General features: G+C 75.9%; 13 protein-coding genes. 6 read left to right on the top strand and 7 right to left on the bottom strand.

Features of this window, described 5'->3' with window-relative positions; translation table 11 throughout:
* Positions 1-58 precede the first annotated feature (58 nt).
* A complete protein-coding gene (locus AAG589_RS14690) occupies positions 59-526 on the top strand; it encodes an ester cyclase (RefSeq protein WP_430567976.1) in 468 nt (155 codons plus the stop codon).
* Positions 527-566: 40 nt separating this feature from the next.
* Positions 567-1,379, top strand: a complete 813-nt coding sequence (locus AAG589_RS14685) for a TrmH family RNA methyltransferase (protein WP_430567975.1) — start codon at positions 567-569, stop codon at positions 1,377-1,379.
* A gap of 28 nt (positions 1,380-1,407) precedes the next feature.
* Here the strand turns inward: AAG589_RS14685 and mnmA are convergent, their stop codons facing one another.
* From mnmA to AAG589_RS14655, 6 genes are all read right to left on the bottom strand, one after another.
* Entirely contained in the window at positions 1,408-2,535 is a 1,128-nt protein-coding gene (gene mnmA / locus AAG589_RS14680) for a tRNA 2-thiouridine(34) synthase MnmA (protein ID WP_430567974.1), read from the bottom strand.
* Positions 2,532-3,761: a cysteine desulfurase family protein gene (locus AAG589_RS14675; protein ID WP_430567973.1), complete on the bottom strand. Its 1,230-nt coding sequence runs from the start codon at positions 3,759-3,761 to the stop codon at positions 2,532-2,534. The genes mnmA and AAG589_RS14675 overlap by 4 nt, the downstream gene beginning before the upstream one ends.
* A gap of 67 nt (positions 3,762-3,828) precedes the next feature.
* The gene (locus tag AAG589_RS14670) at positions 3,829-6,075 is read right to left on the bottom strand and encodes a PhoX family protein (RefSeq protein ID WP_430567972.1); all 2,247 of its coding nucleotides are present in this window, start codon (positions 6,073-6,075) and stop codon (positions 3,829-3,831) included.
* A gap of 127 nt (positions 6,076-6,202) precedes the next feature.
* Positions 6,203-7,198, bottom strand: a complete 996-nt coding sequence (locus AAG589_RS14665; RefSeq protein ID WP_430567971.1) for a molybdenum cofactor biosynthesis protein MoaE — start codon at positions 7,196-7,198, stop codon at positions 6,203-6,205.
* Positions 7,195-7,713: a cyclic pyranopterin monophosphate synthase MoaC gene (gene moaC / locus AAG589_RS14660; protein WP_430567970.1), complete on the bottom strand. Its 519-nt coding sequence runs from the start codon at positions 7,711-7,713 to the stop codon at positions 7,195-7,197. Before moaC ends, AAG589_RS14665 begins: the two co-directional genes overlap by 4 nt.
* Positions 7,710-9,008: a molybdopterin molybdotransferase MoeA gene (locus tag AAG589_RS14655; RefSeq protein ID WP_430567969.1), complete on the bottom strand. Its 1,299-nt coding sequence runs from the start codon at positions 9,006-9,008 to the stop codon at positions 7,710-7,712. Before AAG589_RS14655 ends, moaC begins: the two co-directional genes overlap by 4 nt.
* Positions 9,009-9,179: 171 nt before the next feature.
* Between AAG589_RS14655 and AAG589_RS14650 the strand changes: the two genes are divergently transcribed.
* Genes AAG589_RS14650 through AAG589_RS14635 form a run of 4 tightly spaced genes read left to right on the top strand, consistent with a single transcriptional unit; the run spans position 9,180 to position 12,218 of the window.
* Positions 9,180-9,587 carry a TOBE domain-containing protein gene (locus AAG589_RS14650; RefSeq protein WP_430567968.1) on the top strand — a complete coding sequence of 136 codons (408 nt, stop codon included), beginning with the start codon at positions 9,180-9,182 and terminating at the stop codon, positions 9,585-9,587.
* Positions 9,584-10,345 carry a molybdate ABC transporter substrate-binding protein gene (gene modA, locus AAG589_RS14645; RefSeq protein WP_430567967.1) on the top strand — a complete coding sequence of 254 codons (762 nt, stop codon included), beginning with the start codon at positions 9,584-9,586 and terminating at the stop codon, positions 10,343-10,345. Before AAG589_RS14650 ends, modA begins: the two co-directional genes overlap by 4 nt.
* Positions 10,342-11,163: an ABC transporter permease gene (locus tag AAG589_RS14640; RefSeq protein ID WP_430567966.1), complete on the top strand. Its 822-nt coding sequence runs from the start codon at positions 10,342-10,344 to the stop codon at positions 11,161-11,163. Before modA ends, AAG589_RS14640 begins: the two co-directional genes overlap by 4 nt.
* The gene (locus AAG589_RS14635) at positions 11,160-12,218 is read left to right on the top strand and encodes a sulfate/molybdate ABC transporter ATP-binding protein (protein WP_430567965.1); all 1,059 of its coding nucleotides are present in this window, start codon (positions 11,160-11,162) and stop codon (positions 12,216-12,218) included. Before AAG589_RS14640 ends, AAG589_RS14635 begins: the two co-directional genes overlap by 4 nt.
* 21 nt (positions 12,219-12,239) lie before the next feature.
* Here AAG589_RS14635 and AAG589_RS14630 read toward each other — a convergent pair whose 3' ends face one another.
* Positions 12,240-13,346, bottom strand: coding sequence for a uroporphyrinogen-III synthase (locus AAG589_RS14630; RefSeq protein WP_430568045.1), 1,107 nt, complete (start codon positions 13,344-13,346; stop codon positions 12,240-12,242).
* Positions 13,347-13,373 lie beyond the last annotated feature (27 nt).

Genomic DNA, 13,373 nt, shown 5'->3' with positions numbered 1-13,373 from the left:
GGCGGCTCACCGCTCTCGATGGGTAGGAGCACGGTAACGGCCCGACGAAGGAGTCCCGATGTCCGTCATCCTCGACCAGGCGCCCGCAGCACCCGCGGGCCGGGACGTCCTGCCCTCCGCCACGCCGTCCACGCCCCGCGCGGTGGCGACGCGCGTGCACGCGAACGCCATGCCGTCGGGCGCCGAGGCGGTGCTGCGCCGCCAGCTCGCGCCGGGCTTCCGCAACCACGACGTGCTGCCGGGCTGCGCCGGCGGGCCCGACGCGCTGGTCGCCAGCATGCACTGGTTCCACGACGCGTTCGACGAGCAGCACGTCGAGGTGCTGCACGCCGTCGCCGAGGGCGACCTCGTGTCCCTGCACGTCGCGTTCAGCGCCCTGCACTCGGGCTTCTTCCTCGGCCTCCCGCCGTCCCACCGGCGGTTCACGGTCCGCGAGATGCACCTCGTCCGCGTGCACGACGGCCTCGAGGCGGAGCACTGGGTGATGCGCGACCAGGTGTGGTGGGAGCACGAGCTGCGCCGCTGACCGGGAGCTGACGCCCGCCCACCCGTGGGAGACTGCGCGCATGCGGATCACCGTGCGCAACGCCCGTTTCCAGCAGCTGCAGACGTTGCTCACCAACCGCACCAAGCGGGGCCGCGCCGGGGAGTTCCTGGTGCAGGGCGTGCGCCCGATCACGATGGCCGTCGAGCACGGCTGGCAGGTGCGCACGCTGCTGCACGAGACGGACCGCCGGCTGTCGTCGTGGGCCCAGGACGTGCTGCAGTCCACGGGCGCCGAGACGATCGCGATGTCCCCCGACCTGCTCGCCGAGCTCGCCGAGAAGGACGAGGGCGCCGCCGAGCTGCTGGCCGTCGTCGGGATGCCGGCCGACGGCCTGGCGCGCGTCCCGGTGGGGCCGTCGTTCCTGGGCGTCGTCTTCGACCGGCCCACGCAGCCGGGCAACGTCGGGGCGGTGGTGCGGTCGGCCGACGCCTTCGGCGCCGACGGCCTCGTCGTCACCGGCCACGCCGCCGACCCCTACGACCCGAAGTCCGTGCGCGCGTCCACCGGCTCCCTGTTCGCGCTGCCCGTGGTCCGGGCCGCCTCGCACGGCGAGGTCATGGACTGGGTGGAGGCGCACCGCGCCGCCGGGCGGCCGGTCACCGTCGTCGCGACCGACGAGGACGGCGACGCCGCGCCGGCTGACGTCGACCTCGCCGGCCCCGTGCTGCTGGCCGTCGGCAACGAGACCGCCGGGCTGTCGAAGGGGTGGCGCGAGGCCGCCGACGTCACGGTGGCGATCCCCATGGCCGGGTCGGCGAGCTCGCTGAACGCGTCCAACGCCGCGTCGATCGTGCTGTACGAGGCGCACCGGCAGCGGCTCGCGCGGGGCTGACCGGCGAGGCCGACGCGCGGCGCGGCGGTCAGCCGCGCCAGGCCCGCGCGACGGTGCCCTGGCCCAGTACGCGCGTGCCGCGGTACACGACCAGCGACTGCCCGGCCGCGACGCCGCGCAGCGGGCGGCCGGTGAGCTCGACGTCGATCGCAGGCGTGCCGTCGGCCGCGGTCGCCGCGCGCACCCGGGCGGGCACCGGTGCCCCGTGCGCCCGGACCTGCACCTCGACGTCGTCGAGCCACGCGCCCTCGGCGTGCTCCTGCGGCGCGGCGAGCCAGACGGCCTTGTGCGTCTCGATGCGGTCGACGCTCAGTAGCTCGGCCGGGCCGACGACGACCGTGTTCGTCGACACCTGCACGTCCACGACGTACCGCGCCCGGCCGTCGGCGGCCGGACGGCCGAGGCCGAGCCCCTTGCGCTGGCCGACGGTGAACGCGTACGCCCCGTCGTGCTCCCCGACGACGGCGCCGTCGGTGTCGACGACCTCGCCCGGGCGCGAGCCGAGGCGGTCGCGCAGGAAGCCGCGGGTGTCGCCGTCGGCCACGAAGCAGATGTCGTAGGAGTCGGGCTTGGCGCTCACCGACAGGCCGCGCCGCTCGGCCTCGGCGCGAACCTCCGCCTTGGACGCGAAACCGCCGAGCGGGAACATCGCCCGCGCCAGCCGGTCCGGCCCCATGACGGCCAGCACGTACGACTGGTCCTTCTCGTCGTTCGGCGAGCGGTGCAGCTCGCGGACGACGGTGCCGTCGGCGCCCTCGCGCGTCACGACCTGCGCGTAGTGCCCGGTGGCCACGGCGTCGAAGCCGAGCGCCGTGGCCTTGTCGAGCAGCGCCTCGAACTTGATGTGCTCGTTGCAGCGCACGCACGGGTTCGGGGTGCGGCCGGCCTCGTACTCGGCCAGGAAGTCCGCGACCACCGTCTCCTCGAACCGCTCGGACAGGTCCCAGACGTAGTACGGGATGCCGAGCACGTCCGCGGCGCGGCGCGCGTCGCCGGCGTCCTCGATGGAGCAGCACCCGCGCGAGCCCGTGCGGAACTGGTCGCGGTTGCGGCTCAGCGCCATGTGCACGCCGACCACGTCGTGCCCCGCCTCCACGGCGAGGGCCGCCGCGACGGCCGAGTCCACGCCGCCCGACATGGCGGCCAGCACCCTCATGCCGCACCCCCCGGCGCGGACACGAGGCCCGCCGCCCGGGCGCGCTCCACCACCTGGGGCAGCGCGGCGACGAGGCGGTCGACGTCCGCGGCGGTCGACGTCGCGCCCAGCGAGAAGCGCAGCGCGCCGCGCGCCTCGACCTCGGGCACGCCCATCGCGAGCAGCACGTGCGACGGCTGCGGCACGCCCGCCTGGCACGCCGAGCCGGTGGACGCCTGCACGCCCGCCGAGTCCAGCAGGTACAGCAGCGAGTCGCCCTCGGCGCCGGGGAACGTGAAGTGCGCGTTGGCGGGCAGGCGGGCGGCGGCGCCGTCGTCGGAGGACGGGTCCGGACCGCGCAGCACGGCCTCGGGGTCGACGGCGCGCACGCCCGCGACGAGCTTGTCGCGCAGGGCCGCCAGCGCCGGGGCGCGCTCGGGGCGCGCGGCGACGGTCTCCGCCAGCGCGACGGCGAACGACCGGATCGCGGGCACGTCGAGGGTGCCGGAGCGCACGCCGCGCTCCTGGCCGCCGCCGTGCAGCACCGCCTCGATCGGCAGGTCGCGGCGGGCCAGCAGCGCGCCGACGCCGAGGGGGCCGCCGAGCTTGTGCGCCGTCACCGTCATCGCGTCCACGCCCGACGCCGCGAAGTCGACCTCGACCTGGCCCACGGCCTGCACCGCGTCCGTGTGCACGGGCACGCCGTGCTGGTGCGCGAGCCGCACGACGTCGCGCACCGGCTGCACCGTGCCCACCTCGTTGTTGGCCCACATCACCGAGACGAGGGCGACCTCGTCGCCGTGCTCGGTCAGCTCGGCGCGCAGGGCGGCGAGGTCCACGCGGCCGTCGCCGTCCACCGGCAGCAGCACGATCTCGGCACCCGCGTGCCCCGCCAGCCAGAACGCCGGGTCGAGCACCGCGTGGTGCTCGACGGCGGAGACGAGCACGCGGGTGCGGCGCGGGTCCGAGCGGCGCCGGCCCCAGAAGATCCCCTTGACGGCGAGGTTGTCGGACTCCGTGCCCCCGGCGGTGAAGATCACCTCGCTGGGCCGCGCGCCAAGCGACGCGGCCACGGACTCGCGCGACTCCTCGACCGCCCGCCGCGCCGCGCGCCCCGCCGAGTGCAGCGAGCTCGCGTTCCCCGCGCGGCCGGCCTCCGCCACGTACGCCTCGAGCGCCGCCCGCGACATGGGGGTCGTGGCGGCGTGGTCGAGGTAGGCGTCCGCGGGCGCCTCGGGGGTGGTCACGGTTCCCCAGTCTACGAACCGTCGACCACCCCCTGGCCACCGCGAGGTGGTTCGAGCTACCTCGCGGTCAGCGCTGGCGGGGCCACGGGAACGGCCCGGGGCCGTCCCAGCCGTCGTCGCGGTGACCGTTGCCGTTCCCGTGACCGTGCCCGTTGCCGTGCCCGTTGCCGTGGCCCGGCCGCTCGCCCCGCCCGGCCTTGTAGACCTGCACCGTGGACGGGCGCGGGCCGCGCCAGGCGCCCGCAGGGGCGCGCTCGCCCTCGGCGAGGTAGTCCGGGAAGTACGAGTTCTGCGCGTCGATGCTGCCGTCCTCGCCCGGGTGCTGGACGTTGACGTAGACCATGGCATCGCGCGAGTCGACGACGGGACCGCAGGTCTCGGCGTCGCGCGGCACGGACAGGAACTGCTCCACCCGGCCCCGCTGGCGCCCGGTGAGCGTGACCTTGAACAGGCCGTCGCACTTCTGGATGGTCGACGGCGCGCCGTCCGTGGAGATCCACAGGTTGCCGTCGTCGTCGAACGCCAGGTTGTCCGGGCAGGAGATGGGCGAGACCCGGTCCGCCGGGAAGCCCGAGAAGTAGGTCGAGCCGTTCACCGACGGGTCGCCCGCGACGAGCAGCAGGTTCCAGGTGAAGGTCTCCGACGTCTGGTCGCCGCGGTCCTCGATGATCTCCACGACGTGGCCGTCGCGGTTCGTGGTGCGCGGGTTCGGCTCGGTGGCACCCTCCTTGCCCTCCTTGCCGCGGTCGGTGTTGTTCGTGCACGCGACGTAGACGCGGCCGGTGAGCGGGTTGGGCTCCACGTCCTCCGGCCGGTCCATCTTGGTGGCGCCGACGGCGTCCGCCGCGAGGCGCGTGAAGACGAGCACCTCCTCGACGGTCATGCCCGGCACGCGGGACTCGCCGTCCTTGACCAGCGGGATCCACTCGCCGGTGCCGTCGAACCCGCCGTCGGACGGGACCGCGCCGGTGCCGTCGATCTCCGACGCCGGGGAGTCGCCGGTGAACCGCGCCACGTACAGGTCGCCCTCGGACAGCAGGGTCTTGTTGTGACGGCGGGCCCAGCGGCTGCTCCCCTCGCGGAACCGGTCCTTCGAGACGAACTTGTACACGTAGTCGAACCGCTCGTCGTCGCCCATGTACGCGACGGCGTGCCCGCGCTTCGACAGGATGACGTTGGCACCCTCGTGCTTGAGGCGGCCCATCGCGGTGTGCTTCACGGGCTCCTCGTCGGGCTCGTACGGGTCCACCTCGACCACCCAGCCGAAGCGGTGGCTCTCGTACTCGTACCCCGGGTTCCGACCGTCGAAGCGCGGGTCGTCGAGCTCCCAGCCGTAGCTCGTCGCCGCGTCCTTGAGCCCGTAGCGCGCGTCGCGCGGGTCCTTGCCGCTGACGCGGAAGTTGGCGTTGTAGTTCTCCTCGCCGGAGACGACGGTGCCCCACGGCGTCGTCCCGCCCGCGCAGTTGTTGAGCGTGCCGCGCACGCGCGTGCCGCTCGGGTCCTCGACCGTCTTCATCAGGTACGAGCCGGCCGCCGGGCCGTCCACCCGGAACTCCGTCTCCACGGTGATGCGGCGGTTGTAGCGGCTGATCCGCGAGTAGGTCCACGGCGAGCCCTCGCGGTCGCGGCGCACCTCGACGACCGACATGCCCCAGGCGGCCCGCTCGATGGCGCGGCGCGTGGCGGCGTCGTACGAGTCGTCGAACATGATGCCGGCGTTGGTGTACTCGTGGTTGCTCACCAGGAGGCCGCGCCTGCCCCGCTTCGTCTTCCCGCCGCGGGGGCGGACGTCGTCCGGGTCGGCGGGCAGGATGTCGAGGTAGTCGACGTTGTAGCCGAACTGCTTGGCCTGCTGCTCCGGCGTCTGGCGCGCGGCGTCGAACGCGCGGCCCCCGGGCAGGATCGGGTCGCCCCAGCGGATGATCGGCGACCACTCGTAGCCCTCGGGCACGACGAACGCGTCGACCGCGGCGTCCTGCGGGGCGATCGCACCGAACGCGAGGCCCTTGCCCGCGCCGTGCCCGCGGCCGGCCGCGGTGGCGGCGCTCGCGCCGGGGGCGCCCGCGACCTGGGCGCCGACGACGACGGTGGCCGCCGCCGCGGCGAGGCCGCCGAGCATGACGCGGCGGGACAGGGCCCGCGACGCGACGTCGCGGAAGTACTCGTTGGCGGACTCGTTCGGCGCCGGGTGCGAGCACGCGTCGGCGCACTTGAGGCGGCAGGTGACCGGGCTGCGCTTGCCGCGCGCGTAGTGGGGGCTGTGAGGCGTGGCCGCAAGGTCCAGCAGCGGGCGCGACTCGGGGGCGATCGTCATCGGGCACTCCTGAGGGTGGGGGTTCGACGTGCCCGAACGTAGGGAGCACCGATGGCGCTCCGCCGTCGTGACACCGACCCTCAGGTGAACAGCAGGTGACCCCCAGTCATCGCGCTCAGGATCGCGCTCAGCCGAGCGACGCGACCCACTCCGAGGTGCCGTCGGAGAAGCCCTGCTCCTTCCAGATCGGCACCTCCGCCTTGAGCTCCTCGACCAGGTCCGACGCCGCGGTGAACGCGGCCTGCCGGTGCCCGGCGGCGACGGCCGCCACCACCGCGACGTCGCCGATCGTCAGGTCGCCCGTGCGGTGCACGACGGCGGCCCGGACCCGGTCGCCGGTGGCCGCGGCGGTGCGCCGGGCGACCCGCTCGGCCACCGTCCGCAGCACGGCGGCCGCGTCCGGGTGGGCCTCGTAGTGCAGCCGCGCGACGCCGCGGCCGCCGTCGTGGTCGCGCACGAAGCCGGTGAACGTCGCGACCGCCCCGCACGCGTCGTCGCGCACCAGCGCGCTCAGCTCCCCGAGCAGCGGGTCCAGGGGCGAGTCGACGACGTCGGCGCGCAGCACGACCGCGTCGACGGTCTCGACAGGCTCGGCCACCGGGGCGGGGTGGTCGCCGCCCCGGAGCTGGTCGACGGCGTGCGGCAGCACGTCGGCGAGCGCGTCGAGGCCGTCCCTCACGCCGCCGACGGATCCCGGCAGGTTCACGACGAGCGTGCGACCGGCGACCCCGGCGACGCCGCGGGACAGCGCCGCCGCGGGCACCGCCTTCTTCGCCGGGTCCGTGGGCGCCAGCGAGCGGGCGCGGACGAGCTCCGCGATCCCCGGCACCTCGCGGTCGAGGACGGCGCGGGTGGCCTCCGGTGTGCGGTCGCGGGGGCCGAGCCCGGTGCCGCCGCTGGTGACGATCAGGTGCGGGACGGCGTCGGGCGCCGCCACCAGCAGGCCGGCGAGGGCCTCGCGCACCGGCTCGCCGTCGGGCACGACGACGGGCGGGGAGGTGCGCCAGCCGCGCGCGGCGAACCACTCGACCGCCGCCGGGCCGGAGCGGTCCTCGTACTCCCCCGCGGCGGCCCGGTCGGAGGCGACCACGACGGCGACGCGCCGCTCCTGCCCGGCGCTCATGCGCCGGCCCCGTCCGTCGTCGCGGCGGCGCGCGTCCAGTCGCCGGACTTCCCGCCCGACTTCGCCACGACCTGCACGTCCGTGAGCACGGCGGCCTTGTCGACGGCCTTGATCATGTCGTACAGCGTGAGCCCGGCGACCGTGACGGCGGTGAGCGCTTCCATCTCCACGCCGGTGCGGCCGGTGGTGCGCACAGTCGCGGTGATCTCGACGCGGTCCTGCGCAGGCACGACGTCGATCTCGACGCCGGAGATCGGCAGCGGGTGGCACAGCGGCACGAGGTCGGGCGTGCGCTTGGCGCCCAGGATCCCGGCGATGCGGGCGGTGGCGATCGCCTCCCCCTTGGGCAGGTCGCCGGACGCGATGCGCGCGACGACGTCGGCGCGCGTGCGCAGCACGCCCCGGGCCGTCGCCTGCCGGCTCGTCACGTCCTTGGCGGACACGTCGACCATGTGCGCGGCGCCGTCGGCGCGGTAGTGGGACAGACCGGCGTTGTCGGTCGAGGCGTCGGTCATCGGAGCTCCTGGAAGTCGACGGGATCGCCGGCGTCGAGGTGCGCGACGCCGGGCGGCACGTGCACGAGGACGGTCGCGGCGGCGAGGTGGGTCAGCAGGTGGGAGCCGGGGCCGCCCGTCATGCGCACGCGGCCCTCGGCGTCGAGCGTGCCGCGCCGCACCTGGTGCAGCGCGGGCGGCGAGTCGATCGCCTCGGCCAGCGGCGCGCGGCCCGTGGCCCGGCGCGCGGGCGCACCCCCCGTCGCGGCCACGAGCACCGGGCGCAGGAACAGCTCGAACGACACGTATGCGCTCACCGGGTTGCCGGGGAACGCGACGAGCGGGACCTCCCGCGCGCCGAGGGCGACGGTGCCGAGGCCCTGCGGCCCGCCGGGCTGGACGGCGACGTGGCCGAACCAGGCGGCGTCCTCCCCCTGACCGAGCGTCTGGCGGACCACCTCGTAGGCCCCGGCCGAGACGCCGCCGGTGGTGACGACCATCGCGACGTCGCCCGGTGCCTCGGCCAGCAGCCGGAGCAGCGCGTCGGGCCGGTCCGGCACGACGCGGGTCGTGACGCGCGCGCCGGCCTGCGCGAGGGCGGCGGTGAGGGCGGCCCCGTTGGCGTCGTGCACCTGCGCGGGGCCGAGCGGCGCCCCGGCGGGCGCGAGCTCCGACCCGGTGGACACGAGCAGCACGTGCGGCGGCGCCTCGACCTCCACGGTCGTGACGCCCGCGGCGACCAGCGCCCCGAGCTGCGGGGCGCCGAGCGGCGCCCCGGCGGGGACCAGCACGTCCCCCGCCGCGACGTCCGAGCCGGCGGCGCGCACGAACGTGCCCGGCGCGGCGGGGGCGGAGAACCGCACCTCCGCGGGGGCCGCCGGGTCCGGGAAGCGCGGCGGGTCCGCGTCCTCGATCCGCACGACGGCGTCCGCGCCGGCGGGCACGGGCGCCCCCGTCATCACGGGTGCCGCGGTGCCTGCCTCGAGCGGCGGCGGCTGCGTGCCCGCCGGCACGGGGGCGGCGACGGGCAACGTCACCGGCGCGCCCGGGGCCACGCCCGCGAGGTCCGCGGCACGCACCGCGTACCCGTCCATCTGCGAGTTGTCGAAGCCGGGCAGCGCGACGGCCGCCACCGCGTCGCGCGCCAGCACGCGAGGCGAGAGCCCGGCGCCGGCGCCCACCTGGGTGAGCAGCGTCGCGACGTCGACCCGCGCCGCGCCGCGCCCGCGCGCCTCGGCCAGCGCCGGGGCGACCAGGCCCGCCACCGCGGCGGCATGGTCGGCCACGGACCGCCGCCGCGTCACGTCGTCATGCACGGGCGTCAGCCTATGTTCTCCGCTGGCTGCGGGACCCGCAGGCCACGAACGGCTTCAGCGCCCCGCCGTCGGGCGAGGGGGTTCAAGTCCCCCTCCGGACACTGCGCACGACCGTGTCCGGCACACGCTCCCGACAACCTCCTCCGCAAACACGGGGCTATGCTCCGGTTCATGCCGCAGATGCGCGTTTCAGAGGCGTCCGTGTACCTCGGCGTCAGCGACGACACCGTGCGCCGGTGGATCGACCGCGGCCTGCTGGGGTCCAGCACGGACGCGTCGGGCCGCAAGGTGGTGGACGGGTACGAGGTCGCGACGGTGGCGCGCGAGCACGCCAGGGTCCCGGCGCTGCCGGGCGGGATGCGGAGCTCGGCGCGCAACCGCTTCGTCGGTCTGGTCACGGACATCGAGAGCGACAAGGTCATGTCGCAGGTGGAGCTGCAGTGCGGGCCGTTCCGCGTGGTGTCCCTCATGAGCACCGAGGCCGTGCGCGACCTCGGGCTCGAGCGCGGCTCGGTGGCGGTCGCCGTCATCAAGTCGACGACCGTCGTGATCGAGGCCGAGGACCGGGGGGACGCGTGAGGAGGCACGTCGCCGCCGGCGTCGTCGCGCTGGGCATCGCGGCGCTCGCGGGCTGCGGCTCCGCGAGCGCAGGCGACGGCGCGGACGACGCGACGCTCACCGTGTTCGCCGCCGCGTCGCTGAAGGACTCGTTCGAGGACCTCGCCGCACAGTTCGAGGCCGCGCACGACGGCGTCGACGTGCAGCTCAGCTTCGCCGGGTCGTCCGACCTGGTGGCGCAGATCCAGCAGGGCGCGCCGGCCGACGTCTTCGCCTCCGCCGACACCGCGAACATGGACAAGCTCGTCGCCGACGACCTGGTCGGCGACCCCCGGGACTTCGCCACCAACACCCTCGAGATCGCCGTCCCGCCGGGCAACCCCGCCGGCGTCGAGACCCTCGCCGACCTGGCCGACCCCGACGTCAAGCTCGTGCTGTGCGCGCCCGAGGTGCCGTGCGGGGCCGCGTCCGCGAAGGTCGCCGAGACGGCAGGCCTGGACCTGCGGCCGGTGAGCGAGGAGCAGAGCGTCACCGACGTCCTGGGCAAGGTCACCGCCGGCGAGGCGGACGCCGGGCTCGTCTACCTCACGGACGTCGCCGCCGCGGGCGACGACGTCGAGGGCGTCGAGTTCCCCGAGTCGGCCGAGGCCGTCAACACCTACCCGATCGCGCCGGTCGTGGGCGCCGCGCAGGCCGACCTCGCGCAGGAGTTCATCGAGCTCGTGCTGTCGGACGACGGGCGGCAGGCCCTCGCCGGGTACGGCTTCGGCGCGCCATGAGAGTCTCGGCGAGGGCTGCGACCGGGGTTTCGACAGGCTCAACCAGCGTGGGGGTGCCGCGGTGGGCGTTCGTGCCCGCCGCGGTGGGCGGGCTCTTCGTGCTGCTGCCGCTGGTCGCGATGGCGACGCGCGTCGACTGGTCGAGCTACTGGTCGTTGATCACGAGCGAGTCGGCGCGGGCGGCGCTGCTGCTGAGCCTGCAGACGTCGGCCGCCAGCACCGTGGCGTGCCTCGTGATCGGCGTCCCGATGGCGCTGGTGCTGGCACGCTGCCGCTTCCCGGGAATCGACCTGCTGCGCTCGCTGGTGATGGTGCCGCTGGTGCTGCCGCCCGTGGTGGGCGGCATCGCGCTGCTGTACACGTTCGGCCGCCGTGGCCTGCTCGGCGAGACGTTGGAGGTCGCGAGCGTGCAGGTCGCGTTCTCGACGACGGCGGTGGTGCTCGCGCAGACGTTCGTCGCGCTGCCGTTCCTGGTGACGAGCCTCGAGGGCGCGCTGCGCACGGCCGGGGCGCGCTACGAGGTGGTCGCGGCGTCGCTGGGCGCCCGCCCGACGACGGTGCTGCGGCGCGTGACCCTCCCCCTCGTGTGGCCGGGCCTGCTGTCCGGGGCGGTGCTGTCGTTCGCCCGCGCGCTCGGCGAGTTCGGCGCCACCATCACGTTCGCCGGCAGCCTGCAGGGCGTCACCCGCACCCTGCCGCTGGAGATCTACCTGCAGCGCGAGACCGACCCCGACGCCGCCGTGGCCCTGTCCCTGCTGCTCGTCGTCGTCGCCGTCCTCGTCATCGCCGCCACCCGGCGGGACCGGAGCCCGCTGTGACCCTGACGTTCGCCGCCACGCTGCCGGCCCGCGGGTTCGACGTCGAGCTCGACGTCGCCGACGGCCGCACCCTCGCCCTGCTCGGCCCGAACGGGGCCGGCAAGTCCACGGCGCTCGGGCTCGCGGCCGGCACGCTCCGCCCGCACGACGGGCACATCGCGCTCGACGGCCGCACGCTGGTGCGCGCCGACGGCGGCCGCACCCGCGCCTGGGTGCCGCCGCACGCCCGGCAGGTCGCGCTGCTCGCGCAGGAGCCGCTGCTGTTCCCGCACCTGTCGGTGCGGCAGAACGTCGCGTTCGGGCCGCGGTCCCAGGGGGCCCGGCGCCGCGCGGCCGACGCCGCGGCCGACCGCCGGCTCGCGGACGTCGGCCTCGCGCACCTGGCCGACCGCGCGCCGTCGACCCTGTCGGGCGGTCAGGCGCAACGGGTCGCCGTCGCGCGAGCGCTCGCCGCCGAGCCCCGGCTGCTGCTGCTCGACGAGCCGATGGCCGCGCTCGACGTCGACGTCACCCCCGAGCTGCGCCAGACCCTCAAGCGCCTGCTCGTCGGGCAGACCGCCGTCATCACCACGCACGACGTCCTCGACGCGCTGCTGCTGGCCGACGAGGTGGCCGTGATCGAGGACGGACAGGTCGTCGAACGCGGCCCGACAGCGCAGGTGCTGAGCCGTCCCCGCAGCGCGTTCGCGGCGACGATCGCCGGGCTCAACCTGCTCACCGGCACCTGGACCGGCGACGGCGTCCGCACTGCCGCCGGCGAGGTCGCGCACGGCCGGACGCCCGCCGACGGGATCGCCGCCGGGACGCCGACGACCGCCGTCTTCCGGCCCGCCGCGGTCTCCGTCTACCTCGACGAGCAGCACGGTTCCCCGCGCAACTCCTTCCGCGGCACCGTGCGCTCGCTCGAGCCGCGTGGCGACCTGGTGCGCATCCGTACGGGCCACCTGGCTGCCGACGTCACGCCGGGCGCGGTGGCCGAGCTCGGCGTCGTCCCCGGGGCCGAGGTCTGGCTGTCCGTCAAGGCGGCGGAGGTGGACGTCTATCCCGCCGGTTGAGCCTTGGGGGTTTCGACAGGCTCAACCAGCAGAGTCGTGGGCGAGCTCCAGCCGGTAGCCGCGCTTGACGACGGTCTTGACGAGGTCGCGGCGGCCGGTGGCGTCACGCAGGCGCGCGACGGCGACCTCGACGGCGTGCGGGTCGCGGGAGCTGCCCGGCAGCACGTCGAGCACGCGCTCGCGCGGCACCACGTCGCCGCCCGCGGAGGCCAGCAGCCGCAGCACCTCGACGCCGGTCGGCGACAGGGGCAGCACCTGCTGGCCCAGGACGGCGACGCGCGCCCGGATGACCAGCGGCCCGGCGACCGTGGCGAGCGCGACGGACTCCAGGTGCTCGTAGTGCCCCACAATCGAGCGCACGAGCGCGCCGAGGCGGCCGCGTTCGGGCTGCAGCGTCGGGATGCCGCGCGACTCCAGCGGCCGCGCGGTGACGGGCCCGACGGCGGCGGCGACCATCGACCCGTCGGCGAACCGCGCCACGACGTCGTCACGCAGGCCCGCGGCCTCGACGGCGCGCAGCCACGCCTCGGCGCCGGGCGCGGACGTGAAGGCGACGGCGTCGATCTCCCCCGCCGCGGCGGCGCGGACGGACGCCTCGACGGCGGCCGGGTCGGGCGGCGGCCCCCACCGGTACACGACCAGCGCGGAGACGCGGGCGCCCGCCTTCTCGAACACGGCGTCGAGCCCGTCGGCGCCCGCCCCGTGGTGCTGGATGGCGACGTGCAGCCCGCTCACGCCCTCGCTGAGCAGCACCTCGGCGACCTCGGCCGACGTCTCGGACTCCGCGACCCAGTCGGCCTGGAGCCCCGCGGCCTGGATGGCGCCGCGCGCCTTCGGACCGCGCGCCACGATCCGCGACCGGCCCAGGACGGCGAGCAGGTCGTCGGCGAGGCCGTGCGCGTCGGCGGCCTCGATCCACGCGCGGAACCCGACTCCGGTGGTCGCGACGACGACGTCCGGCGGGTCGGCGACGAGGGCGCGCGTCGCGGCGATCAGGGCGTCGTCGTCCACGTGCGGGATCATGCTCAGCGCGGGCGCGTGCCGGACGGCGGCGCCACGGCGCTCCAGCGCGGCGGCCAGCTCCCCCGACCGGCGGTCCGCCGTGACGAGCACCGTGCAGCCGGCCATCACCTGGCCCAGCGCCGGCCTGGCGGC

It is taken from the genome of Isoptericola sp. F-RaC21, assembly GCF_038593535.1.
Classification (GTDB): domain Bacteria; phylum Actinomycetota; class Actinomycetes; order Actinomycetales; family Cellulomonadaceae; genus Isoptericola.
The sequence above is the reverse complement of the archived record's forward strand: the minus strand, read 5'-3'. Positions and strand labels throughout refer to the sequence as shown.